Below are 23,030 nucleotides of genomic sequence, written 5' to 3'. Positions count from 1 at the left end.
GGGCCACAGGCACCGGCCTGTCGCGCGGGTTCTCGGCATCCGTCCCGAGGTTCCGCGCGACAGGGTGGGACGGGTCTCGGCTGAACGCGTTCACCGTCTGGTGAGCGGGAGGCTGAGGACCCCGCGGTCGTGCCCGACGATCAGGTCCGGACCCGCGGTGGCCAGACAGGTGAGCACCACATCCAGGGCGATGTACCCCACCGCGCCGGTCTCCGGTTCCCATACCCGCAGCCGGTGGCCGTGACGGGTGCCGGTGACCAGGACCGTGCGGCCGTCGTGCAGGGTGGAGGCGGTGATGACCGGCAGGCCCCCGGTGCCTGTCGAGGCGGGCAGACCGTCGCCGATCGGGGCACCGGTGGCAAGGTCCCACAGCATGACCACGCCCTGGTTGTCTCCGGTGGCCAACATGGTTCGGTCGGGTGTGGGCACAGCCGCCACGGTTACCACCCGGTGGTCGGCATCGGCGAGGGCACTGGCGCTCAACTGCACGGCCGCGCCCTTTTCCCAGGGGTCCTCGACTGCCGGGTCCCACACATGAAGGCGGCCCGCGGTGTCCGCGGCCGCGATCAGTGTGTGGCCGGCGGAGATCGGGACGGCGGCGATCGACTGGATCGGACTGCCATAGGGGTTGAGGCGCCCGACGCACTCACCGGTTTCCGGATCCCACAGCCGGACCGCGCCTCGGGGGGTGGCGGTGACGAGCAGGGTGCGGCCGTCGGGGACGATGGCGACACACATTCCGGTCACCCCGCCAGGCCAGTCCCCGGCCGGTTCGCGGATCGGCTGCCCGGTGACGGGGTTCCACAGGGCGATCGTCCCGGTGTCGCCTCCGCTCGCCAGAAGGACGCGGCCGTCGGGCAGGGGCAGGGCCGTCATCGAGCGGATACGGTCACGATGTCCTGGCAGCGGGGCATGGACGAGCCGGGCGTCGGCCACGTCCCACAGGCACACCACGCCCCTGTCTCCGGCGCCGGCCACGAGCGTCGGCCGACCCGGGCAGGACACCACCGCCAGCGCGTCGACACCCCCGGATGAACCCGGCGCAGCATCGGAGAACACCGACATACGGCCCCAGGGGGTGCCGTCGGCCGCGAGCACCGCGTTCCCGTTCTGCCGGAACCGAGTCGCCGCTTCACCTGTTCGTCCGGGCGCCGCCGACTCCACCGTGTCGGCCGGTTCGTCGGCGTCCGCCCGCGCCTCTGTCGGCCGGTGCCGGGGGCTTGCACCGGCCGGGTTCTCCGCCAGGCCGTCGGCGATGGTCCACGTCCGCTCGCAGTCCCAGCAGCGGAAGTCTCCTGTGAGCGCCATCAGTTGGCGGGCCAACTCCCTTGCGTCCTGTTGCGGGGTGCCCACGACCGCCACCATGCCGACGAGCAGACACAGGACGGCTTGCCCCGGAGTTTCGGGGGGCACGCCGGCCATCGCGACCTCGCGTGCCACCCGCAGGAAGGGCTCCCACTCCTCGCCCACCGCTTCCTCGCGCAATGCTGCAGCGACCTCGCCCCAGGTATGTTCTCCCTGCCTGACATGGGCGGGATCAGGGAGCCCCGGAGCCTCGGCGGGCGGACGTGCCGGGTCGACGAAGAAGTCGGGGATCTCGGTATCACTCTCGCACTCGGGACATATCAGCAGGAGGTCAGCTTCCCGGGGATCGGGGAACCGCCACAGCGCTTCGCCCATATGGTGGCCGGCGAATGCCACGCAGGCGAGCACGAGGTGGGCATAGACCAGCGGAGCAGTATCGGCGGCAAGGAGGCTTCGGGTGGCCGCCCGCTCGGCCAGACGCAGTGCGGCGCCGAACCCCGTCTCGAGATCGGCCGGAACGGGGGGCCTGTCCTCCGCGGTCACGATGCATCCCAAGTCCACCCAGAAGTCGGCGGTCTGTCCCGGAGGCAGGGCCGCTGCCGCCTCGACGAGATGCGGCAGAGCGGCATAGGCCCCGTCGAAGACGGTCCCGTCGTCCATCAGACCGCCGGCCAGGTACGTCCAGGTCTGCCTCCAGCCATCGCCGCTCCCGGCGACAGCCGCGGACGACAACTGCTCCAGGAATGCTTTCACCTCTTCGACCTTCACACCGTCGAGGTCGAGCCAACGAGGGCTGTGCAAGGGCAGCTTCGGAATCATGGAACGAGTCTCGCAGGCAGCACTGACAATCAGGAGGCTGCCCCGGATCAGCTCATCGTCCGATCGGCGACGACTGCCAAGGAACGGGGCACGATCCGCTCCAGGACCGGCAGAACAGGATCCCAGTCGCCCGCAACCCTCACGGCCTGCGCGGCGAGCCTGCGGGCGTGGGACGGCTCGGACAACTCCCCGAGTGCGGCCAGGGCGCGGGCTCGTGTCGCGCGGTGAGCGATCGAGCGGGTGAGAGCCTCGGCCCGCGCGTGATCGCCGTGCCGGGCCGTCTCCCGGACGACCGCGACCAGTGCCTCGCCCTGCGCCCAGCGGTCGCCGATCGAGTGGACGAGAGCCTCGGCCCGGCCTGGATCGCCACCCCGGGCCAGCTCCCGGACCACTTCGACCAGCGCCCTGTCCTGTGCCTTGCGGTCGTTGATCGTGTGGGCGAGAGCCTCGGCACCGCCCGTGTCACCGGACCGGGCCAGTTCTCCGACGATGTCGGCCTGCCGCGCCACGGACAGATCGGCGTCAAGACGGCCGGCGAGGGCCATGGCCCGCTCGACCTGCCCATGCCTGGCCAGCAGGAGCGTCAAGGACCTCAGCAGAATGTCGTGATCACGGCCGTCGCCGGTCTCGAGCACTGTCTCGGCCCGGTCGGCAAGGGCCAGGACCACGTCCTGGTCGGCGCTGTGAACGACCGCGTCCAGCACACAGGCCATGTCCCAGGCGTCGAGCGGGGAGCCGGAGGGGAACGGGCGAACGGCAGCCTGGTCCAAGTCCCTTTCCGGGACCACCACGTCCACGTCTCCTTCCGGGACCACCATGTCTTGTTCGGCGGCTTCGCCGAGCGCCCACCCGCATACCGTGCCCCCGGCGCCGACGCCTGGTCCGGGCGGGGTGCGCAGGAGAGCATCGAGCCGGTCAAGGTCTCCCGCCAGCGCCTCACGGGCCAACACCACCGCCAGGGGCCGTGGTTCGGACCACCTTGTCGAGTCGCGGGAGCGGGTGATGTCCTCCACGCGGTCGGCAAGTGCAGCGGCCCGGTCATGGTCGCCGCCGGCGACGGCCACCTCCACGAGGAGCGCGAGCACCTGTTCCGTCCCGTCGGCGGCGTAAGAACTCACCACGTCGTCGGCGCGAGCGGCAAACCTGAGCGCCTCATCGATGTCGCCGCTGTCCGCCACCGCCTTCGCCAACAGGGCCCAGGCCCACCCCCAGTTGTGCGGGTAGCGGATCCTCTCCGCCAGAGCGACGGCCCGGTCACGCTCACCGGCACGGGCCCACGCCGGCACGAGGGCGACCAGTGCCTGGTCCCGCACCTGCCGTAGAGGAATCGACTCGGCCAGCGCCTGAGCGCCGCCCAGGTCTCCCGCGCCCGCCGCGGCCTGCACCAGCGCCAGTAGTTCCGTACCCTGCTTGAGCTCGTCACTGATCGTGTACGCCAGCTCAGCCGCACGGACGAGGTGGCCGGTGCGGGCAAGCGCCCTTGGGAACCACCCACGGGTGAGATCGGTGTTCGAGTGCCTGCCCACCGACAGGCGCAGAAGGGTCAGCAGGCAGGGCTCGAACCCCCCTTGCGCGATGTCCCTTCCCACGTCGTTCTCGGGTGCCAGACCGCGGCGTAGCTCCCGTTCCCGCGTCATGAAAAGCTCTGGTCCCCACTGGGCCAACCCCTCTGACATGCCTGGTACCCCCCTCGGCGAAGCCCCTCAACTGCGCGCCTGCGCAGGCGGCCCCACAGTAACGGGGCCCCGAACTGACGGAGTCTCACCAGTGGCCCGGCCGAGACGCTGGTCCCGTTGGTGCGCAGGAAGGCGACAGGGCGCCCGCGCAGCTGAATCGCTGCAGAGATCCACGCACGCGCTGAGCCCGTTATTTCAACGGGGCAGCGGTGAACATCTCGTGGCTCTCAGCTCGGACATCAGCTTCGACGATGCCTCGGCTGCATGATTTCCCCGATGCGGTGATCCCCAAGAGCATCTACAGTCGTCTCGGTCACATTTCTGGGGGGTGTATGAAATATCGAATGCTGACCGCGGGTGTGGTGAACCTGCTTATGGGAGACGGGGAGGCAACTCCGAAGGGCATCGAGACCACCGCCCTCGAAATGGTCCGCACGGGCCGACTGCAGGGTGAAGAGAAAGCCGACGGCACGGTGACCGTACGGATCGTCCCGCAGACCGCCGACTCGGCGCCGCTGCGGCCCGTCGAGGAACTGGTGGTCGAACGGATCCGCCGGCGCTGCCGAAACGGTGTCGACCGCGTGCCGATCGGCGCCCTCGGGCCGGGCGACGGCGACGAGTTCTGGGTATGGTGGCGCGGCTTTCAGAACAGTGTCCGCAACGAGGCGACCGCTCTTGGCCTCATACGGCCGGCTCGGAACAAGTACCTGACGCTGCTGTATCGGGGCGCGGCCCTCGCGGCCTGCTTCGGCGCCCTGTGGGCCGGCGTTTCGTTCAGTCCCGAGTCGGTGCGGGGCATTCTCAAATCGGTCCTATTGCTCAGCCTGTTGGGGCTGGTGCCGCTGTCAGACGTCCCGCTCGAATCCGGGCCCAGATTGACGGCAGCCGGACGGCAGGCCGCGCGCAAATGGCGGGTCCACGACCGCGCTGGAGAGCATCGGCTGCCCAAACGCGAGGTGGGAGCGGCTGGTCCCGAATCGGCGCTTCCCGTACGCGAGCCGCAGCGGATCTGGTCCTCGTACGGCAGATCGTGGCACGTCGTGGACGCCGGGCCGCTGGACACCCCGCGCTGGGGACACCTGTGGCAGCTCGTGCTGCTGGCCGTGGGCGTGTGTGCCGCCTTTGGCGCTCTGGTCGCGGTGACCCTGACCGCGCACCACCCGGCGTTGGCCTGGGAATGGGACACCGCTCCGTTGCTCGCCGGCGTACTGCTGTGGGGTTTGTGGCTGCCGGCCCGCCGCCGGGTCCTGGCGGTTCCCGACGAGGCGAGCTTTCGCGGTGCCGTCATCTCACGCTGGGACTACGACACCCACTACGACGACCCGTACACGGATGTCACGCACTACTGCTGCTCCATCGAGGACCCGGCGACGCGGAAAGCCTGGTCCTTCGAGGTCGACCAGTGGAGCCGGCCGATGTTCTCACGCGCAGCGAACCCTGAGCTCAAGGACAGGTTCCGGGTAGGGGACGTCGTCGATGTCCACTGCAGCCCGCGTCGGCGCAAGATCCATCAGATCAGTGTGGTCGAGGCCGTGTCGCGGACCGACTGACGATCAGATCCGCTCGCCGGCACGCACGCAGCCGCCAGAGGTGGGGGTCCCGAGACACCTGCGGCCTGAGCGGGTCCTGTTTGCGGCTGAGGCTCTGCGCGGCGTCACCCATCTACAGTCCGCCCTACCCTGGAACCATCGCACCCGGGCGGTAGGTCGTCGTGAACGCCTTCAACCAGCACCCCGACCAAGAGTTCCGAGCCCGGGAACTGCACGAACTCCTCGCCATGCCCACCGACGAGGCATCCGTCAACATCACTCGCAGCCGTCTCGGACGCCTCACCCGCCAAGGCTTCCTCACGCAACCCGGACGAGGCCGCTACCAGAAACGGACTTAAGGCCCGCCGAGAGGGCGTTTATGCGGGTCAAGGCCGTTGTGCGGCCTACTTGAGTGCCCCACTTCGACGCAGTTCACCTTGTAGATGTCGGACATCCCAGAAGCGGACGCGAGCCCGACTGCCCGTCTCATCCGCTTCTGCGCCCGGAAACCCTTCTGAGCTTGTTCTTTATGGTCTGACCTCGAACGATGTCCCGAACGTGATCGCTCGTACGAGGATTCTGGGGACGTGAACACGGCCTCCGTCTGATCATGTGCTCCGACCAAAGAGGCACTTGACCAGTACGAAGGCCGTAGGGGAATGAGTCTGCTGCATCACGATGTCCGGCGGGAAGCGTTCGCGGTGGCGTCACACTTCCTGGAGGCCTTCTTCGACTGCCTGACTGCGCGCGGGGACACGCTGTTCGAGCTGACCGACGCCCTGTTGTGTGCGGACGGGTCGGTAAAGACACCGGTCGACCTCACGCTGACCGCTGAGCACCGGCGCGGGCACGGCGCGATGTACGAAGCCTTGAACGGCGGGAACGTCGATGTGTCGCGGCTGCGGCAGGTGCTGGCTGGGCTGCCGCAGCCGCAGGCCGCCGACGGGCGCCTGGTCTTGGCAGTGGATGTCACCCACTGGCTGCGGCCGGACGCGCCGACGAGTGCGGACCGCTTGTTCTGTCACGTCTACGGCCGGAGCGGACGCTCCTCGGACCAGTTCGTGCCCGGCTGGCCCTACTCGTTCGTCGCCGCGCTGGAGTCGGGTCGGACCTCGTGGTGTCAGATCCTGGATGCGCTGCGGCTGGGGCCGGCCGACGATGTCACCGTTGCCCAGGTCCGCCGGGTGGTAACCGACCTCATCGAGATGGGCCGCTGGAAGCTGGGTGACCGCGACATCCTGGTTGTCTTCGATGCCGGATACGACGCTCCGCGCATGGCCCATCTCCTGGCCGAGCTACCGGTGGAGGTCCTGGGGCGGATGCGCACGGACCGTGTGATGCGCAAGCCCGTCCCGGTCCCCTGGATCTCTCCGCCACAGGGAGGACGCCCGCCGAAGCACGGCAAGGAGCTCCGCTTCGCCAAGCCGGATTCTTGGGGCGATCCGGACGCGGAAACCGTGCAGGTCACTGACCGCTACGGCACCGCTCGCGTGATGGCCTGGGACCGCATTCACCCGAGGCTGACTACGCGCTCGGCATGGATCGACCACATCGGCGAACTCCCGCTCATCGAGGGTACGTTGATCCGTCTGGAGGTCGACCGTCTGCCCGGCGGTCATAATCCACTGCCGGTCTGGCTGTGGTCGTCGGCGGCCGGCCTGTCAGGTGAGGACGTCGATCTGCGCTGGCAGGCGTTCTTGCGCAGGTTCGATCTGGAGCACACCTTCCGGATGATCAAGCAGACGCTGGGCTGGACCCGTCCGAAGCTCCGCACGCCCACGGCGGCGGACCGGTGGACCTGGCTGATCATCGCCGCCCACACCCAACTCCGCCTCGTCCGGCCCCTGGTCGCTGACCTCCGTCGTCCATGGGAGAAGGCGGCCGAGCCCGGTCGGCTCACCCCGGCCCGGGTCCGCCGGGGGTTCAGGAACCTCCGCCCGAACTTGCCCTGTCCGGCTCGGGCACCGAAACCCAACCGGCCCGGTCCCGGCAGGCCGCCCGGCTCGAAGAACCGTCACCCCGCCACCCGCCATGACGTCGGCAAGACCGCCAGACGCCCCGAAAGCATCACCGAACGTGACCAGCTCAGACCCTGAACACGGCTTCAGAAAGGAACGACCAGGCCGGCTTCTCGCAACCCAAGCAATGCCCTGCCCATGCACTCGGCGGCCGAGGCCCCATCGGCCCTCATCCCACCGTCCAAGGGCCCACCAGAGGCTGCGAATGTCCACGCTGGCTGACCGTCCCGCATCCGCTCCGCGTCGACCCGGATCATGGCACCTACACCCTGCTCGCCGAGCCACTCCAGGATGAGCATCGCCGCGTCCTCGACGCCACTGTCCAGATCCACCTTGGGCTGTCGCCCCATTCCCTTGGCCATGGCCACAACCCTACTCAGGGACTGGATTGGCCTTGTCGCACGCTGTCAGGCGGCTCAAACCATAAAGAACAAGCTGAGAGCGCGTTTGAGATCTGCCGTATCCCGTTGCTGAGGCGCTCGTCGAGCTCACAGTGAGTAGTCCTGGGGGTGGGTATCCGTCAGACCTGACGGATGAGCAGTGGGCGCTGGTGGAGCCGTTGTTGCCGTCGGCGGGTGGGGCCGAACCGTCGTCGTGCCACCGGGTGAAGTACCAGTACGCCGTCGGCCACGGAGCGAAGTCCTTCGGCAGTTGCCGCCAGGAACACCCTCTCCGGACCACGCAGGAGATCGCATCCACGATCCGCCGCCGCGGATGCTTCTCCCGCCGGCCACCCACCCTTGAGCGCATCCATGACGCCCTGCGTGGCAAGGTCCGTGAAGCCGACGGCCGTGACGCGGAGCCGAGCGCCGGGCTGATCGACTCGCAGTCCGTCCGCACCGCCGATACCGTCCCTGTTGCCACCAGGGGCTTCGACGCGGGTAAGAAGGTGAAAGGCCGCAAGAGGTTCATCGTCACCGACACCCTCGGCCTTCTCCTGTCCGTCCACGTCGTCGCGGCGAGCATCCAGGACCGCGACGGCGCGAAGCGGCCGCTGTTGTGGACCAGGCTCGATCACCCCGGGGTCCGGAAGGTCTGGGCCGACCAGGGCTTCGCCGGCCGCCTGGGCGAGTGGACCGCCCAGATCCGAGACCGTGATCTGGAGATCGTCCGAAAAGCCACTGACCAGCGCGGTTTCCAGGTCCAGCCCAAGCGGTGGGCGGTGGAGCGTACCTTTTCGTGGCTCAAGGCTCACCGGCGTCTGGCCAGGGACTACGGGACCAACCCCACCCATTCGGAGACGATGATCCGCTGGGCGATGATCGGCGTCATGGTCCGTCGCCTCACCCGAGGCCGACCGGCAACCCGACCAGGCCCAGGGGCGCTCTCTCGCGCTGAGGTCTGCGGACTCAACCGCCGTGTGGCCGAAGGCCCTCCGCTCACGTCATGAACGCGATCACCAGTGGGTCCGATTCCGGCGCGATGTAGTCGCATGCCGGGGAGTCGACGTGGCAATGATCGCTTGCATCTGCTTCGCAGGCGAAGTCTTCGATGTTGTCGGCGAGGAGGTCGAGAGCTTTCCGCCCTCCTTGGATCCGCAGGACCTGGTCCTCCGTGATGATCGAAGCGGTGTCGCGCTCCGGATCCTCCCGGAACACGATCTTGGACAGCGACCTCTCGTAGGGGAAGGGGTGCGGTCTCTCCGAGAGATCACAGCTTCCGGCCTTCCCCCGCAGCAACTGCCCGAGCGCCAAGAGCCCTTGACGCGTCCCAGAGAGCTCGAGCTCTTTGGTTGCCCCGCTGTACAGAACCTGCAACATCACATGCCCTCCAGCCTGCCGACCCTACCGATCACCAAAGCGGGACCGCCCCTCCGGTCCTTCGACCTGAGCTGGGTCCTACGGCTCCACGGCAGATCTCAAACGCGGTCTGACGTGAAGGCGCGGCAGAATCTCCCATTCCTCTGCGGAGCAGAGATTTCCGCCTTGGTCGTGATCACGCTGTGCCGTGAGCGAGCGCAAACCGTACCCCAGCGACCTGTCCGACGCCCGATGGGCCCTGATCGAGCCGACGTTGACGGCCTAGCGGAACGCCCGGCTCGAACGCCGACCCACCGGAAAGCCGGCCCAAGTCGACTTACGTGACGTGTTCAACGCAGTTCTCTATCTCAACCGCACCGGAATCCCCTGGAAATACCTCCCACACGCGTTCCCCGGCCACGGCACCGTCTACTTCTACTACGCCGCCAGGTTTCTTTCGCTTGGTCGAGGAGGCGTATCTCCATGAAGTTCTCGAAGAGGCTGGCGCCGGCGACGGTCACGGCGAGGATGAGACCGATCGTGTCGGTGAGGATGCCCCGTTTCCGGCCGACGATCTTCTTCGCGGCATCGGTTCCCTGGCTGGCCAGGGAACACGTTGGTGGAGGTCTTGACACTCTGGACGGCGATGACGGAGCCAGTCGGCTCGGGCTTGCGCCCCTCCTTCACACGGGCCATGGCGGTGAGGTCGTAATTGAACTGGGCGAAGATTCCTTCGTCGCGCCAGCCAGCTCGCAAGCCATGATTCACATCGCCTCGGTCGGCAACCTCGTCCGGCGCATAGCAGACCAGACCACCCCTACCTGGCGAGGAACTTCCTAGAAGATAACGGGCAATCCACCTAGATCAAACGCTCTCTTAAAACGTGCGCGGGAGCGGTCAACTGCGCTGCAGGATCCAGTCGTTCGGCCGCTTCCGCTTTTTACGACTTCGACCACGTCGTCCTCGCTCAGTTCACGCCGGGCCGCTTGGGTGGCGCCGGCACCGGCTGGCGACTGCTCAAGGGCCAGGCCGTGCGGCGAGGTCTCCTCCACGGGCGCCGCCTCGTCGTTGTCGAGTGCGGCAAGGGTGGTACGAGGAGCGCTGACCGCCGCGTTGTCACGAGCATTGCTGCCGGCAGCGCTCGGCGCATGCGAAGACGTAGAAACATGGCTGGTGACTCTACGAGGGGGCCCGGGAACCTACAACGCGAGATGCGTGCCGCCGGAAGGGCAACCGGGAGCGCCCTTCGCGGGTCTAGCCACCGATGACACACCATCAGGTTTCGCCGTACACGGGGAAACGGCGAACCCGGCGTCCCGAGGGGGGACTTCATGCGCATGCGCCCGACCGTCGCCGTCACTTTCCTGACGGCCACCCTTTCCGCGTCGGTGCTTCCGGCCACCGCACACGCGGCGGACCCCGCCGCCGACAGCACCACGTTCTCGCATGTCGTGGTCAACGGCGGCAAGGACATCGTGCTCGGCCCGACCACCAGAAAGACCGTCACGATCACGTGGACGGCCCAGGACCCGGAGGGCATCACCGCGTCCTGGGCCTACCTGTGGCACGGCCCCAATACCGACGACGCCGACGGCATCCTGCCGCAGTATCCGCCGACGGGCACCTGCGTGGTCTCGGCGGCCGACCCGACCACCTCCACCTGCAAGGTGAGTTTCACCGTGGACGCCGCACGGGACGTCGGCCACAACGCCCTCGCCGGCGCCTGGAAGGTGCTCGCCGGGGCACAGGACACCAGCGACGACTGGACGGAGACCGACGTCGCCGGCATGGCCGACATCAAGCGGTCGGCCACGGTGACCGTCAACGCCTCGCCCGAGCCGGTGAAGAAGGGCAGGACGATCACGGTGACCGGGAAGCTGACCCGCGCCAGCTGGGAGAACGGCAGCCACACCGGCTACCAGAACCGGCCCGTCCAGCTCCAGTTCCGCAAGAAGGGCAGCTCCGTCTACACCGCGCTGAAGACCGTCACCAGCGGATCCGGCGGCTCGCTGAAGACCACCACCAAGGCGACGACCGACGGCTACTTCCGCTTCGTGTTCACCGGCACCGCCACCACCGCCCCGGCCACGGCCGCGGGCGACTTCGTTGACGTGAGGTGACCAACCGGGCCGCCGCAGCGGAGCAAAGCGGCGGCCCCGGCCGGAACCGTCCGCTTCCCGACCGCCGACGCACACGTGGCCAACAGCTGCTCCGCCAACGGTCCTCTCCATCGACGTCGGGCTGCTTGAAGCGGACGGCGTCTAGCACGTAGGTTCGCCGGGTGTTGCTCAGCTGTGCGCGGGCTTTGCGGTCTTCGACCCGCCCCATAGCGCGCCGGGGTTGGCCCGATGTGGGTAGAGCGCGAGCATCCGGTCGTAGAGTTCCTCGGCCGTGGCGGTCTCGGCGACGGCCTTGTTGAAGTCGCGCAGGTATTTCGCCGTCTGCTCGAGGATTGCCGGGTCGTCGACGGCTTCCGGCTTCTTGTGTCCGGCGATCACTGCTGCCGGGCGGAGCGCGGCAAGCTGCTCGGCGGCCTGCGCCCAGTGCTCCCGGGTCTCGGTGGTTGTCTCTGCGGTGTACTGGTGGGTGTCGTTGTAGGCCACGTCGCCGGCGACGATCAGGCGGAGGTCGGGCACCCACAGGCTGGTGCTGTCGGAGGTGTCGGTGAAGCCAGCCTCGATGACCTCCAGCCGGTGACCCTCCAGCTCGAAGAACTCGGCGCCGAGAGGCTCGGGGTATGAGACTTCAGGGATCTGTCCCGGGAACAGTTTCTCCCAGAACTCCGCACGGTACCGCGGCCCGCCCTGGAAGTGCGCAACGGCGACGCTGCCATGGGAGGTGACGGCCTTGGCTTCCGGAAACGCCTCCTGGAGCTGACCGATGCCGAAGAAGTGATCGCCGTGGCCGTGGGTGATGTAGACGTAGGTCAGGCGCTTGCCGAAGGACCTCACCCACTGGACCAGCTCGGCGTTCTGCTCGATCGAGGTGTAGGTGTCGACCAGTACCGCGTCCTGGTCGCCGTAGATCAAGGTGGCGCTGTTCGAGACCCACTGCAGGTCCTCGGGACCGTGTGGCAGGTCACGGGTGACTCCCTGCCTGGTCGCCGTATGCACGGCGTACGCGAGTTTGCTATCGGACATTGATGTTCCCTCTCGTGCTGTTCCTCAACGCACGGCACGTTCAGGCGCCGTCGACGCCGAGGGTGTCTCGCAGGACGTCCGCGAGGCTGGTGGCCGCGAGCTCGCGCCTTACAGCGTCACCGACCCGGGCGTATACGGGCGCCAGCGCGGGGCGGATGCCGCGGGCGACCGGGCAGATGGCGCTCGGCTCGTTGCGGTGCATCGCGAACGCTGCCTCCGCTCCAAGCGCGTCGTCGATGTCACGGAGGCTGATTGCCTCCGGTGCCTTTGCCAGCCGCCATCCGGCGTTCGCGCCGCGCCGGGAGCTAATCAACCCGGCCTTTCCCATCTCGGACATGAGCCGGCGTATGACGACCGGATTCGTCTTGACGCTGCCTGCGATCTGTTCCGAGGTGGTCAGCTCCGCGCCGCCGCGCTCGTTGAACGCCATCCACGCCAGCGCGTGCGTCGCGATGGTCAGTCTGCTGTTCGCACCCATGGAGTCACTGTAACTATTTCTGTTACGTCAATGCAAGCCTGCCGATGCGCGGGCACTGGTGCCGCCGTCGACGGACCCCTGCCGTCTGCGCGTATCTGTTGAAACAAGGTTGAGACGTCCCGAACGCCTCAGATTCGATCGACCGGCTACGACGGGGGGCACGCCCACTGGCGTGCACGCACCGAGGCACTCTTGCTGTTCCGGACCTGATCGTCCGACGACGTCGCGGAAGAGTTTTGATCGGAGCAACTCACGCCGCGAGCGCAGGCCTGCCGCCCCAGCGGATGCCCTTCTCGCTGCGGATGCGAGCACGCTCCTTCCGCTGGGCCGCGAGCACGTCGGGGTGGCGGGCGTTCCTGTTGCGCCAGCGCAGGTAAGCGTGCAGAGCTCGGGTCTCGACGGTGTGGTTGCGGTGGTTCGAATTCGCGACGGTGAACTGCCGGAGCGGCCCGAAATGGGCCTCGATCGGCTTGGCCCAGGACGCGCAGGTCGGGGTGAAGCACAGCTCGACCCGGCTTTTCTTCGCCCAGCGCCGAATCCTGTCGCCCTTGTGGGCGGACAGGTTGTCCAGGATGACGTAGATCGGGGCACCGTCCGGGCGGGCCGCGCGGATCGATCTGAGTGCGGCCTGCGTGTTATCGGTTCCCTTTGCGCGGCGGTTGACGCCCCACGGGGTGTCGTCGCCGACGGAGTAGCAGCCGTGGAAATAGCGCACCCCGTGGATGCGGTGTAGGTGGCAGGATGCCGTTCGGGGTGACTTGCCCTGGCCCAGGACGAGCCGGTGGTGGGGCGGATGCCGAGCGGGCCGAACTCGTCGAACGCGAACGCCCGGTCCGGGAAGGGGTCAAGGACGTGTTCGATGCGTTCGAGTTTGTCGTCGTGGTCGGGGTCCGGTGACTCCTTCCAGGTCTTGGTCCGCTGGAAGGTTATGCCGCGGCCGGCGAGCAGGCACCGTAACGCTTCACGGCCGATGAGGATGACGCGGTCATGCACTTTCCGGAGGTAGGCGGCGAGTTTGCGGATGGACCAGCGAGTGAAGGGCTGGCCTAGCTTGGTCGGGCGGGTGGTGGCCGTCTGGATGGCGAAGTCCTCGTCGTCAGGGCAGAGCAGGCGGGGACGGCCTCCCGCCCACCGAGGGTCCAAGCAGGCCAGGCCGATCTCGTTGAACCGGTGGATCACGTCCCGGACGGTGTCCTCGTCGGACTGCACCAGTTGGGCGATCACTGGCACTCGGCTCCCGTCGGCCGAGGCCAGCAGCATCATCGCGCGCCGATAACGCACCGAGCCGGTGCTGCCCCGGCGCACGATCTGCCGCAGCCTCTGCCCCTCCTGGTCGGTCAACCTGCGCACACGGACAGGCTCAGCCACCACACCCCCAACGATCAGACGGGCGGACGTCACCGCACATCCAACCGCCGGAAGCGCCAGCCCGCCGGACCTATGTGGTCACAGCACTAGCCACGCCGACCGGGAGTAAGTGAATTAAGTCCGGTGTCGATGAGGTGGGCAGCGCGTCGGACGTCGGCGTTGACCGCGTCATGCAGTTCCGCGGGGGTTTGAGTGAGGCTCAGATGCCTGCGCAGCGCCCGGAACTGGACGGGCCACAGTGCGAGCAAGGCGGTCGCGGCGATCTGCGGTTCGGGGTCGTCCGGGCTCATCCCGGTGCGTTGAGCCAATACCTCGGCGGCGACGGCAACTTGGCGGTCGGCCGTGTCGCGCTGGTAGGCCCGCAGGGACGGCGTGGATCTGATCAGCATGCCGAAGCGCAAGAACATGGCCCTGGCCTCGGCCGGGTCGTTCTGCGCGCTCAGCCATGACGTGATGTTGGCCAGCTCTTCGGAGAGGATCGTCAACGCCGCGTCGACCGGGTGCAGGTTCGGATCGGCCAGAGCGGTTCGCAGGGAGACCAATGTGGCCTCGCCCAGATCGAGGACAAGGGCCTCCTTGGTCGGGAAATAGTTGAACACCGTCTTCTCGGAAACCCCGCACGCTTCTGCGACCTCGGCGACCCGTACGGCGTCGAAGCCCCGTTCCATGAACATCTCGGTGGCCGTGTCGGACAGTTGGCGTCGCAGGATCCGCTTCTTGCGCTCCCGTAGCCCCTCGGCGACGGGTTCCTCGTCGCGCGGACGCAGGGGCGTCCAATCCACGGTGCGCATGGTCATCGTCGCAGCATAGTCCAGCCATAATGTTTTTTCTACTACTGTATATTTACATTGACTGTAACTTAGGGTTGTGTCTGACACTCCAGCCGAAAGGGGCTCTTCATGAGCGCCATCCACATCGTCCGCGACTACCCACACCCACCACAGAAGGTCTGGCATGCGCTCACCGATCCGGCACTGATTCCGCTGTGGACAGCCACCGGAGCCGGCGCTCGGCCGGAAGGCTTCGCCACCACGGTCGGCACCACGTTCAAGTTCATCGCGAAGCCCAAGCCCGGCTGGAGCGGAGTCGTAAGGTGTGAGGTGCTGGCGGTACGCGCGCCCTCTCTGCTGCGCTACTCGTGGCAGGACGAAGCCGGGGGCGAGATAACCGAGGTCGCCTACCGGCTCGAACCGCATGACCACGGGACGCGCTTCACCTACGACCACACCGGCTTCACCGGGGCCGGAGGTTTCTTCATGGCCAAGATCCTTGGCACCGTCCGCGCCAAAATGCTCACCAAGGGCCTACCCGCCCTGCTGAACAACCTCGACGACCAAGGCAACCTACGCCCCCACTACCCCCGGAGCCCCGACCACCTCTAGCAAAGCCGGTGCGGGAAGCGACTGAACGGCAGGCACTGGCAAACCTCATCGTTCGTCAGCACCTCCACCGCGCCCCGGGGCTCGGGACATCAGCCGTCCTCCCGACCGTCCTCAGCTCAGAATCACAAAGACCCACACGGTCCACCGCAGCGCTCAGCTGGCCGAGACCGGCCGCCCGCGGAGCCGCCACCGCAGGAACAGAAGCTTCTGCAACACCAGGAAAGGCATGCACTGCTGACCACTGCCTGTCCTTCTACGGAATCGCCGACCTGGGCACCGCTGTCGCCGACTACTCACACAGCTGCGGCCTGACCGACCTCGTCGAGGAACTGCGGTCCCCCAGCGCGGAGTTCGCCCGACTGTGGGACGAGGGTTCCGTCGGATTGCACGTCTCGGCGCACAAAACCGTCGTACGCCCCAGGTGGGCGAGGTGATCTGCGACTGTGACGTCCTCACCGTTCCCGGCTGCGACATCAGACTCGAACTGCTCAACCGCAGACGGTGGCGGACGCGGCTGGAGCTGTCCACCGCACTCTTCGAATACCTGGAAATCTTGCACAACCGCCAGCGCAGACACTCCGCCCTGGGCATGCTCAACCCGGTGGAGTACGAACTCCGCACCCCACCGGTAGCGTGAGACCAAGCAACTCGACTCCACCCAATTCGGGCCAGTCCGTGGACGCCACGAAACGGGGTGCAGCTCACCGCAGGTGCGTTATCGGGGGCCGATACCGGGAGAGCCGGGTTGGTGTGCCAAGCGGTGTGATCAGTGCGCGTGGTTGAAGGTCAGCGGAGGGTTGGCGTTGCTGGCGAGGGTGTGGGCGAAGTCCGGCCACCAGGCACCGGCGGGCGGATCCTCGACGCCGCCGTACTCGGGGTCTCCCGGTCCGGCCGTGCCGCGGTGGCAGGTGCCGTCGGACTGGCCGATGGTCTTCACGTACAGGTACGCGTCGGCCAAGGGGGCGCCGGTTTGCGTCGTGGGGCGGTTGCCGACTCCGCGGCCCGGGGCGTTGCACCAGGGTTCATCGTCGGTGTACTTGCCGGGCGGGGCTGTCCATGCACCCTGTCCGTTTCGGCTGGTGTCCAGGACGTAGTGGGTGAGCCGGTCGGTACGAGGTGTGCCGACGTTGCTGTCGTACCAGGCGTCGGTCCAGTGCCAGGTCGAAGGGTCGTCGAACTCGACCGCGTCGCCCGGGAGCCCGTCGTTGGGGGCAGCCGAGGAGTAGTACTGGCTGGCACACTGGTCCGCCCGCCCGGCGGGGTCAAGGGATTCCGTGGCGTACCAGACGCATTTGGACACCCATGTGCCATAGCGGTTGAGCTGGTCGGTCGGCTGGTAGTTCGAGATGTTGAGGGCGAATCCCTGCGCCTGTCGCAGGCCCGCGTCGATCAGCCGGCCGGTGATCTCACCGACGGGCTGCCATTTGCTGTTGCCGGCGTCAAGGTAGACGGAGGTCGCCGGGTCGGCTTCCAGGGTGCCCACGGCCGATCTGACCTCGGCGATACGGGCGGTGGTGAGCGAACCTGTCGGGTCGGTGTCCGGGCCGCAGTCCTTGGGGAGCAGCGCGAGTGAGTCCGGTTCGACGATGACGACGGCCTTGTAGGTGCCGATGGCTCTGGCGACAGCCTTCACCCAGGCGTCGTAGGAGGCCGAGTCGGCCGCGCCGCCGGCCGAATAGGAGCCGCAGTCGCGGCCAGGAACGTCGTACAGGACCAGCAGGGGGACGGAGCGGGTCGCCTTCGCGGCCCGGACTATGCCTCGGACGCGATCGCCGACTTGCTGAGGGGTTCCGTCGGTCAGCCAGACCGCCTCGGGCCAGCTGGCGAGTTCGGCCATGTTGCGCGCGTCGGCCAGATGGCCGGCCCGCAGGTCGGAGCGGGCCTGGTGAGCGGCTTCGCTGTGCGGATCGACGTAGAAGCGTGTGCCGCTGCCCAGTGTTCGGCTCGATGCCGGTCCGGGGGTGGCTTGGGCGCCGGAGGTGAGGCCTGTCACCACGAGAGCCGCCGCACAGGCCGCTAGGGCCAGTCGGCGGAGCGCTCTGCCATTCATCATGGGGTGGAGTCTCCCTTTCAGTACACACGTGTGGGTATGCCGGGCTACTGCACCGGCGGAGCCTCGAATCTCACGGCTCCCCGCCATGCGACGCACAGTTGGGAGCGCTTCCAGTTTTGTGATGATTGAGCGCACGAGAGCCCGTGTCAAGACTGAAGTGGATGATGTATACGGCTGCATGAGGAACGAGACGTGGGGTCGCGTCGTCTCACCTTTGCATTCACACGCCGAACTCGGTGACCCGCAACGTCCGGATCGGCACCGCCTTCAGTTCAATCGAGCTCGCTCAACGAAGCGATCGACCCGTTCTTGTTCAACAGTTGAAGTCGAAGCTATTGACAGGAAGTTACGGCGCTGTCATGTTCACCGTCATCGGAGCGAAGTGCCACCTTGACTGGAAGCGCTTCCAAAACGAATCCACGGCCGAGCAACGGAGCTCACCATGCCAGCTGGTCTCTTCACGTCGGTCCGCAGCGCGGTCACGTTGGTGACGGCATGCCTGCTGCTGCCCTTCTCCGCTCACCCGGCGCAAGCCAGTTCCTGGGGGAGTCCCCAGACCGTCAACTCGTGGAATGTCATCAACGGGAGGTGGACCGCCAACAACGAGCTGGAGACGTACACGCCGAACTGCGTCTGGTACGACGGCGGCACCCTGATGATCAAGACATACAAGGCCGCCAACGGGACGTACTACTCGGGTCGCGTGGAGTCGAAGGCGCTCTACGGCTACGGCACCTACAGCTTCACCGCGAACATGCCCGACGGACGCGGGCTGCTCCCGGCGGTGTGGGCGGCCTACCTGAACCCGTGGCTGCCCGAGTTCGACGCCGCTGAGATCGTCGGCCAGAACAACCACACCGTCTACCAGACACTTCACGACCAGAACAACGGGCAGACTCAGTACTCGAAGAACAACTCCTCGGGGTGGACGAACGCGTTTCACACGTATTCGTTCACGTGGTGGCCCGACCACGTCGACTTCGCGGTGGACGGCATCATCACGGGCTCGAAGCCCTACACCACACCGGCCGGCACCGGCATGCACTTCATCGTCGACACGGCGGTGGGAGGCGACTGGCCGGGTAATCCGGACAACTCGACCTGGGCAACGGCGGACGGCGCCCGCTACCTGAAGGTCTCCTCGATCACGTACACGCCGTACTACCCGTGACCTGACCGGCGGCCATCCTCCGCGATGGCCGCCGCCCGTGCGGGATCCCGCGAGGGTGGTTCGCACGGTCAGGCGCTGGAACGCACCACCAGATGAGACGGCAGCAGCAGGGGAGTGGGGTCTGCGCCCTCGATGACACCGACCAGCATGCGGGCCATCTCCCGTCCCAGGGCACGGATCGGCTGGTGAACGGTGGTCAGCGGCGGGTGTGCGATCTGCGCCACAGGGAGATCGTCGAAGCCCACGACGGCGACGTCGTGCGGAACCGAGCGGCCGCCTGCGCGCAGTGCACGCAGGGCCCCCGCGGCCATGTTGTCGTTCGCTGCGAACACTCCGTCCACGGCGGGATGTCTCTCGAGCAGCCTGGCCATGGCCAAGGCCCCGCTGGGCTCGTTGAAGTCCCCGGTCTCGGGGGCGTGCGGCGTCCTCCCGGCGAGCAGCAGCGCTTCCCGGTAGCCCTGGTAGCGTGCACGGCCCACCTCCGTGTCCAGGGGCCCGCAAATGGTGGCGATGTCGGTGCGTCCGCCGGCGATCAGATGCTCGGTAGCGCGCCGTGCGCCGGCGACGTTGTCTATGTCCACGTACCAGCGCGGCTCGGCGCCTCCAGGGCGTCCGCCGAAGACGACCGGCAGCTCCGTCTCCGCTGCCAGGTGTGCCAGGGGGTCGTCGGCGTGCAGCGCCATCATCATCACGCCGTCCACGCCTCGGGACCGCAGCAGGTCCCCGACCCGCTTCCGGGCCCGGTCGGTGGCGGCCAGGCAGAGCATGAGATGCAGGTCGGCCTCTTCGAGGACACTGGAGACTCCGGCGATGACCTGTCCGAAGAAGGGGTCCGCGAGCACTGAGGAATCGTGCTGCGAGATGACGAGAGCCGCTGCCCCCGCCTGGCGCGTGGCCAGCGCCCGGGCCTTGGGGTTCGGCACGTATCCAAGTTCCCGTACGGCCCGCTCTACCGCGTCGCGTTTGGCCCGGCTGACATGCGGAGCGTTGTTGAGTGCCCGGGACGCGACGGAGCGGGAGACCTCGGCGAGCGCAGCCACCTCGTCGAGCGTCGGCCGTCCCGACCGCGAGACCTCATGCATCACTTACCCCTTCATGTCACCGCGTACGTGCAAGTCCGTCCATTCTTGTCTGCTCCGTCCTCTGACGCCTCTCTGCCATGACTCCCAACTTCCCCTGCATGCGTGGTCTCTACGCTACGAGGCGCTGGTGCGCCTCACGGCGCACATGCCTTTCTGCCCGGTCGATCCCGCAGAACACAGGCACACGTTCTCCCGCAAGGGGGTTGTTTTCCCAGTTCACGAGCTCATGCGGGTCACGCGGCGTCCTAATCCCAGGACTCGTTGGTCCGCCATCCCGTCAAAGCGTGAAGACTTGGAAGACCTCCCACGACCCCGACTACGCCGCCAAGGCGGCCTGCGTCGAGCACCTCTACGCGCTCGCCGAAAGCGAGGTCGTACCCGAGGAAGGTGAGCCCGAAGTCGTCTTCTGCCTGGACGAGTTCGGGCCGCTCAACCTCCAGCCGCACCCCGGCCGGCAGTGGGCCGAACGCGGCGGCAAGGGCAACGACCCCGACCGCGACCCAGACCCCGCAGGCGGGCCACTTACACCCGACCGCACGGCGGCCGGCACCTGTTCGCCGCCTACGACCTGGGCAAGGACCAGCTCTACCGCCACATCAAGAAGATCAACAACCGCTCGAAGTTCCTGGAGTTCTGCCGCTACCTGCGCTCGCTGCACCCGGCGGACGTGCGCATTGCGACAATCTGCGACAACTTTCTCCGCACCTGACGACGAAGCGGTGCCGGCGGGTCGGAACGTGGGCGGCGGCGAACAACGTCGAGATCGACTACATCCCGACCAACAGCTCCCGGCTCAACCGGATCGAGGCCCAGTCCACCGCCTTGCGCTACTTCGTCCTCGACGGCACCGACCACCCCAGCCACAAGGCTCAGGGCGGCATGATCCGCCGCTACATCATCTGGCGGAACAAGTACGCCGCCGACGAACGCCTACGCGAAGTTGTCGCCAGGGCGAACGTTGCTTGGATGCGGCACTGGAAGCGCCACCCCTCCTGGCGGTTCAGCGATTGAAGTAGAAGCCTGCGTCGAGGTCGGCGAGCAGGGTGGGGTGGGTCGGCTCCCAGCCGAGCAGTTCGCGGGTCGCCTGGTTCGGCATCTTGACGTCGATGCCGATGAAGGGGAAGACCTTGAAGTGCTCGGCTGCCTGCTCCGCCGACATGCTGACCGCCTCGATGCCCAGGTGGCGGGCGACGGACTCGGCGATGGTGCGGACTGGGATGCCGGCCTCGGTGGCACCGGTGACCTGCGAGCCGGCTGGGGCCTTATCCAGTGCGAGCGCCCAGACGCGGGCAACATCTAGGGTGTGGCCCGCGGCCCAGGTGTTGGCGCCGTCCCCGATGTAGCCGGCGACGCCGGTCTGGCGGGCGATCCGGATGTACTGCGGGATGAACCCGTTCCGGTCGCGCTCGCTGTGGGTGACGTTCGGGACCGCGACCAGGACGGTGCGTACGCCGCGTCCGGTGTACCCGTGGATGGCGAGTGCGACCTTGGCGCGGGGGTTGGGGTGGTTCACCAGGTCCTCGACGCGGCCCATGCCGATGCCGAGGAAGGCTTTGCCGGTGTCGACGAGTTCGCCGCAGATCGCGTGGACGACCTCTTGGTCCTGTGCGGCGACCTCGGCGAAGCGGCCGGACGCGATGCCCTCGTGCTGGAAGCCGAGGTGGACGACCGCGTCGGCGTCGCGGGCGGCCTCGCGCAGCCCGTCGAGGTCGGTCAGGTCCCCGCGGCGGGCCTCGGCGCCCATGGCCCTGACGGTCGCTGCCGCCTCCTCGGAACGGGCGAGGCCGACGACGTCGTGACCTGCGTGGATGAGCTCGGGAACAACGGCGGAGCCGATGTGGCCGCTGGCGCCGGTGACGAAGACGCGCATGAGGATCTCCCCGGGAAGTGAAGTGACTTGGTAACATCACGCTAGCATGGTGACGATACCAAGTCACATCACCTAGGATGGCCCTCATGGCTCGATGGGAACCGAACGCACGGGAACGCCTGGTCCGCGCCGCAGTCGAATTGTTCGCGGAGCAGGGGTACGAGGCGACGACGGTCAACGAGATCGCCGAGCGGGCCGGAGGGCTGACCAAGACCACGTTCTTCCGGCACTTCACCGACAAGCGCGAGGTGCTGTTCGCGGGCCAGGAGATCCACAACCGGATCACCGCCGAGGCGATCGCCGAGGCGCCCGAATCGGCCACGCCTTTGGAGACGGTCGGCCTGGCGCTGGACGGACTCGCTTCCTCGTTCACCGAGGACCGGCGCGACATCGGGCGGCGGCTACGGGCGGTCATCGCGAACAGCGCGGAACTGCAGGAGCGCTCTGCCTCCAAGCGGGTGGCGCTCTCCGGGGCGATGGCGCAGGCGCTTCGCACGCGCGGTGTCTCGGAACTCGTCGCCGATCTCGCGGCCGAACTGGGCGTGCGTGCCTTCTACGGCGCGTTCGACCGGTGGACGTCGACAGCGGATCCGCGGACTCTCGTCGAGTACGCGCGAGAGGTGTTTGGCGAGTTGAAGACCGCTGTGTCCGCGCTCGAATAGCCTGCCTGGCCGGAATGCGACGCTGTCCGATACGTGGCGCCGCGCGCAGTGCTGGTGAAGATGATCGTCGCGACCGGCATCGCCGGGAGCAGCATCATCCGGGCCCGCCGCCGAGTCACCACCGAGCCCCTGCCCCTGCGCACGATTCGCACCAGCCGACGACCCTCGTCGCCATCGATCTCCCGAACTTCAACCCATTTCGCCCTAGAAGGTCGGGCGAGGTGAACGGCTCCGGGGTGAGATGACATCCTGCGGAGCCTGCTGAGGTGCTGGATCGGCACCATGCGGTCGAGAACTGTCAGCGCGGACGGGCACTGGTCACGGCTACAGGTATTCCACCCGAAGACCCGGCCGATAGAGGTCGCGGTATCGATCAAGGCAATCGGCCAGCACCATCGCCCCATCCGGAACACGTTCTAGTAGGGCTTGGTCAGGTTCGTGATGGTGTGGGTATGTTGCGGTGGCAGGTGGGACAGGTGCCGGTAAGGGTTGAGAGGAGTGTCTGCAGCTCGCGGACGACCTGGTAGAGGCTCAGGCCCGCACGCACCGCGTCTTTTGGGTCTCGGGCCAGTCGCTGCAAGGTGCTGAAGGTGTGGGCGGCGGAGACGAGGGTAACGTGGTGATGCCAGCCGCTCTGGGTGCGGCCTTCGAAGTGGGTCAGTCCCAGGGCCTGTTTCATCTCGCGGTAGTTGCGCTTGGCCCTCCCCGATGTGTCGTGGTGAGATCATCGTGTCGTCT

General features: G+C 67.4%; 19 protein-coding genes and 7 pseudogenes. 12 read left to right on the top strand and 14 right to left on the bottom strand.

The window, feature by feature from the left end:
- Window positions 1-90 precede the first annotated feature (90 nt).
- Together ACIRB1_RS33365 and ACIRB1_RS33360 are read right to left on the bottom strand one after the other, a co-directional pair.
- Complete coding sequence (locus ACIRB1_RS33365) at window positions 91-2,124, bottom strand: WD40 repeat domain-containing protein (RefSeq protein ID WP_403468015.1); 2,034 nt, start codon at window positions 2,122-2,124, stop codon at window positions 91-93.
- Between the two features lie 47 nt (window positions 2,125-2,171).
- Window positions 2,172-3,761, bottom strand: coding sequence for a hypothetical protein (locus tag ACIRB1_RS33360; RefSeq protein ID WP_403468014.1), 1,590 nt, complete (start codon window positions 3,759-3,761; stop codon window positions 2,172-2,174).
- Window positions 3,762-4,144: 383 nt separating this feature from the next.
- On the opposite strand from ACIRB1_RS33360, the gene ACIRB1_RS33355 reads away from it, so the two are divergent.
- Together ACIRB1_RS33355 and ACIRB1_RS33350 are read left to right on the top strand one after the other, a co-directional pair.
- Complete coding sequence (locus ACIRB1_RS33355; protein WP_403468013.1) at window positions 4,145-5,350, top strand: hypothetical protein; 1,206 nt, start codon at window positions 4,145-4,147, stop codon at window positions 5,348-5,350.
- Between the two features lie 638 nt (window positions 5,351-5,988).
- Window positions 5,989-7,425 carry an NF041680 family putative transposase gene (locus tag ACIRB1_RS33350; RefSeq protein ID WP_403468012.1) on the top strand — a complete coding sequence of 479 codons (1,437 nt, stop codon included), beginning with the start codon at window positions 5,989-5,991 and terminating at the stop codon, window positions 7,423-7,425.
- Between the two features lie 8 nt (window positions 7,426-7,433).
- On the opposite strand, the gene ACIRB1_RS33345 is transcribed toward ACIRB1_RS33350, so the two are convergent.
- Window positions 7,434-7,709, bottom strand: a complete 276-nt coding sequence (locus ACIRB1_RS33345) for a hypothetical protein (RefSeq protein ID WP_352186125.1) — start codon at window positions 7,707-7,709, stop codon at window positions 7,434-7,436.
- 131 nt (window positions 7,710-7,840) lie between these two features.
- Between ACIRB1_RS33345 and ACIRB1_RS33340 the strand changes: the two genes are divergently transcribed.
- A complete protein-coding gene (locus ACIRB1_RS33340) occupies window positions 7,841-8,737 on the top strand; it encodes an IS5 family transposase (RefSeq protein WP_403468011.1) in 897 nt (298 codons plus the stop codon).
- Here the strand turns inward: ACIRB1_RS33340 and ACIRB1_RS33335 are convergent.
- Entirely contained in the window at window positions 8,727-9,107 is a 381-nt protein-coding gene (locus ACIRB1_RS33335) for a hypothetical protein (RefSeq protein WP_403468010.1), read from the bottom strand. The two genes, ACIRB1_RS33340 and ACIRB1_RS33335, sit on opposite strands and share 11 nt — an antisense overlap.
- A gap of 187 nt (window positions 9,108-9,294) precedes the next feature.
- Between ACIRB1_RS33335 and ACIRB1_RS33330 the strand changes: the two are divergent.
- Window positions 9,295-9,534 (top strand): annotated as a pseudogene (locus ACIRB1_RS33330) (transposase); the annotation flags it as partial.
- Here ACIRB1_RS33330 and ACIRB1_RS33325 read toward each other — a convergent pair.
- Window positions 9,533-9,836: pseudogene (locus ACIRB1_RS33325) on the bottom strand (IS5/IS1182 family transposase); the annotation flags it as partial. The pseudogenes ACIRB1_RS33330 and ACIRB1_RS33325 sit on opposite strands and share 2 nt — an antisense overlap.
- Here ACIRB1_RS33325 and ACIRB1_RS33320 point away from each other — a divergent pair.
- Window positions 9,834-9,926 (top strand): annotated as a pseudogene (locus ACIRB1_RS33320) (IS5/IS1182 family transposase); the annotation flags it as partial. The pseudogenes ACIRB1_RS33325 and ACIRB1_RS33320 overlap by 3 nt on opposite strands.
- Before the next feature lie 19 nt (window positions 9,927-9,945).
- On the opposite strand, the pseudogene ACIRB1_RS33315 reads toward ACIRB1_RS33320, so the two are convergent.
- Window positions 9,946-10,254, bottom strand: a pseudogene (locus ACIRB1_RS33315) (hypothetical protein).
- 163 nt (window positions 10,255-10,417) lie between these two features.
- On the opposite strand from ACIRB1_RS33315, the gene ACIRB1_RS33310 reads away from it, so the two are divergent.
- A complete protein-coding gene (locus ACIRB1_RS33310; RefSeq protein WP_403468009.1) occupies window positions 10,418-11,206 on the top strand; it encodes a hypothetical protein in 789 nt (262 codons plus the stop codon).
- A gap of 168 nt (window positions 11,207-11,374) precedes the next feature.
- On the opposite strand, the gene ACIRB1_RS33305 is transcribed toward ACIRB1_RS33310, so the two are convergent.
- The 4 genes and pseudogenes from ACIRB1_RS33305 to ACIRB1_RS33290 form a co-directional block, all read right to left on the bottom strand.
- Window positions 11,375-12,226 (bottom strand): MBL fold metallo-hydrolase, encoded by an 852-nt coding sequence (locus ACIRB1_RS33305; protein ID WP_403468008.1) that lies wholly within the window; start codon window positions 12,224-12,226, stop codon window positions 11,375-11,377.
- Between the two features lie 40 nt (window positions 12,227-12,266).
- The gene (locus ACIRB1_RS33300; protein WP_403468007.1) at window positions 12,267-12,704 is read right to left on the bottom strand and encodes an Rrf2 family transcriptional regulator; all 438 of its coding nucleotides are present in this window, start codon (window positions 12,702-12,704) and stop codon (window positions 12,267-12,269) included.
- 250 nt (window positions 12,705-12,954) lie between these two features.
- Window positions 12,955-14,072, bottom strand: a pseudogene (locus tag ACIRB1_RS33295) (IS630 family transposase).
- Between the two features lie 86 nt (window positions 14,073-14,158).
- Complete coding sequence (locus tag ACIRB1_RS33290) at window positions 14,159-14,869, bottom strand: TetR family transcriptional regulator (protein ID WP_403468006.1); 711 nt, start codon at window positions 14,867-14,869, stop codon at window positions 14,159-14,161.
- Between the two features lie 102 nt (window positions 14,870-14,971).
- Between ACIRB1_RS33290 and ACIRB1_RS33285 the strand changes: the two genes are divergently transcribed.
- The 3 genes from ACIRB1_RS33285 to ACIRB1_RS33275 are packed head-to-tail and all read left to right on the top strand — an operon-like array spanning window position 14,972 to window position 16,091.
- Complete coding sequence (locus tag ACIRB1_RS33285) at window positions 14,972-15,454, top strand: SRPBCC domain-containing protein (protein ID WP_403468005.1); 483 nt, start codon at window positions 14,972-14,974, stop codon at window positions 15,452-15,454.
- Window positions 15,455-15,462: 8 nt separating this feature from the next.
- Entirely contained in the window at window positions 15,463-15,888 is a 426-nt protein-coding gene (locus tag ACIRB1_RS33280) for a hypothetical protein (protein ID WP_403468004.1), read from the top strand.
- Window positions 15,885-16,091: an IS3 family transposase gene (locus ACIRB1_RS33275; RefSeq protein WP_403468003.1), complete on the top strand. Its 207-nt coding sequence runs from the start codon at window positions 15,885-15,887 to the stop codon at window positions 16,089-16,091. Before ACIRB1_RS33280 ends, ACIRB1_RS33275 begins: the two co-directional genes overlap by 4 nt.
- A gap of 129 nt (window positions 16,092-16,220) precedes the next feature.
- Here ACIRB1_RS33275 and ACIRB1_RS33270 read toward each other — a convergent pair whose 3' ends face one another.
- Complete coding sequence (locus tag ACIRB1_RS33270; RefSeq protein WP_403468002.1) at window positions 16,221-17,507, bottom strand: glycoside hydrolase family 6 protein; 1,287 nt, start codon at window positions 17,505-17,507, stop codon at window positions 16,221-16,223.
- A 442-nt stretch (window positions 17,508-17,949) separates the two neighbouring features.
- Between ACIRB1_RS33270 and ACIRB1_RS33265 the strand changes: the two genes are divergently transcribed.
- Window positions 17,950-18,678, top strand: coding sequence for a family 16 glycosylhydrolase (locus tag ACIRB1_RS33265; protein ID WP_403468001.1), 729 nt, complete (start codon window positions 17,950-17,952; stop codon window positions 18,676-18,678).
- A 68-nt stretch (window positions 18,679-18,746) separates the two neighbouring features.
- Here ACIRB1_RS33265 and ACIRB1_RS33260 read toward each other — a convergent pair whose 3' ends face one another.
- Entirely contained in the window at window positions 18,747-19,760 is a 1,014-nt protein-coding gene (locus tag ACIRB1_RS33260; protein ID WP_403468000.1) for a LacI family DNA-binding transcriptional regulator, read from the bottom strand.
- Between the two features lie 272 nt (window positions 19,761-20,032).
- On the opposite strand from ACIRB1_RS33260, the pseudogene ACIRB1_RS33255 reads away from it, so the two are divergent.
- Window positions 20,033-20,771: pseudogene (locus ACIRB1_RS33255) on the top strand (transposase); the annotation flags it as partial.
- Here ACIRB1_RS33255 and ACIRB1_RS33250 read toward each other — a convergent pair.
- On the bottom strand, window positions 20,761-21,630 hold the full coding sequence (locus ACIRB1_RS33250) for an NAD-dependent epimerase/dehydratase family protein (protein ID WP_403467999.1): 870 nt from the start codon (window positions 21,628-21,630) through the stop codon (window positions 20,761-20,763). The pseudogene ACIRB1_RS33255 and the gene ACIRB1_RS33250 overlap by 11 nt on opposite strands.
- An 86-nt stretch (window positions 21,631-21,716) precedes the next feature.
- Between ACIRB1_RS33250 and ACIRB1_RS33245 the strand changes: the two genes are divergently transcribed.
- Window positions 21,717-22,292 (top strand): TetR/AcrR family transcriptional regulator, encoded by a 576-nt coding sequence (locus ACIRB1_RS33245; RefSeq protein WP_403467998.1) that lies wholly within the window; start codon window positions 21,717-21,719, stop codon window positions 22,290-22,292.
- A gap of 565 nt (window positions 22,293-22,857) precedes the next feature.
- Here ACIRB1_RS33245 and ACIRB1_RS33240 read toward each other — a convergent pair.
- Window positions 22,858-22,995 (bottom strand): annotated as a pseudogene (locus tag ACIRB1_RS33240) (IS701 family transposase); the annotation flags it as partial.
- Window positions 22,996-23,030: the final 35 nt, after the last annotated feature.

Origin of the sequence: Streptomyces sp. NPDC096013 (assembly GCF_044763565.1) — a bacterium.
GTDB lineage: Bacteria > Actinomycetota > Actinomycetes > Streptomycetales > Streptomycetaceae > Streptomyces.
This window is presented reverse-complemented; position numbering and strand designations above follow the sequence as displayed.

What these genes read in the sequence shown, in the direction of transcription:
- ACIRB1_RS33365 (WP_403468015.1), bottom strand. Translation starts at nt 2,124, where the DNA reads ATGATTCCGAAGCTGCCCTTGCACAGCCCTCGTTGGCTCGACCTCGAC.
- ACIRB1_RS33360 (WP_403468014.1), bottom strand. Translation starts at nt 3,761, where the DNA reads ATGACGCGGGAACGGGAGCTACGCCGCGGTCTGGCACCCGAGAACGAC.
- ACIRB1_RS33355 (WP_403468013.1), top strand. Translation starts at nt 4,145, where the DNA reads ATGCTGACCGCGGGTGTGGTGAACCTGCTTATGGGAGACGGGGAGGCA.
- ACIRB1_RS33350 (WP_403468012.1), top strand. Translation starts at nt 5,989, where the DNA reads ATGAGTCTGCTGCATCACGATGTCCGGCGGGAAGCGTTCGCGGTGGCG.
- ACIRB1_RS33345 (WP_352186125.1), bottom strand. Translation starts at nt 7,709, where the DNA reads ATGGCCAAGGGAATGGGGCGACAGCCCAAGGTGGATCTGGACAGTGGC.
- ACIRB1_RS33335 (WP_403468010.1), bottom strand. Translation starts at nt 9,107, where the DNA reads ATGTTGCAGGTTCTGTACAGCGGGGCAACCAAAGAGCTCGAGCTCTCT.
- ACIRB1_RS33310 (WP_403468009.1), top strand. Translation starts at nt 10,418, where the DNA reads ATGCGCATGCGCCCGACCGTCGCCGTCACTTTCCTGACGGCCACCCTT.
- ACIRB1_RS33305 (WP_403468008.1), bottom strand. Translation starts at nt 12,226, where the DNA reads ATGTCCGATAGCAAACTCGCGTACGCCGTGCATACGGCGACCAGGCAG.
- ACIRB1_RS33300 (WP_403468007.1), bottom strand. Translation starts at nt 12,704, where the DNA reads ATGGGTGCGAACAGCAGACTGACCATCGCGACGCACGCGCTGGCGTGG.
- ACIRB1_RS33290 (WP_403468006.1), bottom strand. Translation starts at nt 14,869, where the DNA reads ATGACCATGCGCACCGTGGATTGGACGCCCCTGCGTCCGCGCGACGAG.
- ACIRB1_RS33285 (WP_403468005.1), top strand. Translation starts at nt 14,972, where the DNA reads ATGAGCGCCATCCACATCGTCCGCGACTACCCACACCCACCACAGAAG.
- ACIRB1_RS33270 (WP_403468002.1), bottom strand. Translation starts at nt 17,507, where the DNA reads ATGATGAATGGCAGAGCGCTCCGCCGACTGGCCCTAGCGGCCTGTGCG.
- ACIRB1_RS33265 (WP_403468001.1), top strand. Translation starts at nt 17,950, where the DNA reads ATGCCAGCTGGTCTCTTCACGTCGGTCCGCAGCGCGGTCACGTTGGTG.
- ACIRB1_RS33260 (WP_403468000.1), bottom strand. Translation starts at nt 19,760, where the DNA reads ATGCATGAGGTCTCGCGGTCGGGACGGCCGACGCTCGACGAGGTGGCT.
- ACIRB1_RS33250 (WP_403467999.1), bottom strand. Translation starts at nt 21,630, where the DNA reads ATGCGCGTCTTCGTCACCGGCGCCAGCGGCCACATCGGCTCCGCCGTT.
- ACIRB1_RS33245 (WP_403467998.1), top strand. Translation starts at nt 21,717, where the DNA reads ATGGCTCGATGGGAACCGAACGCACGGGAACGCCTGGTCCGCGCCGCA.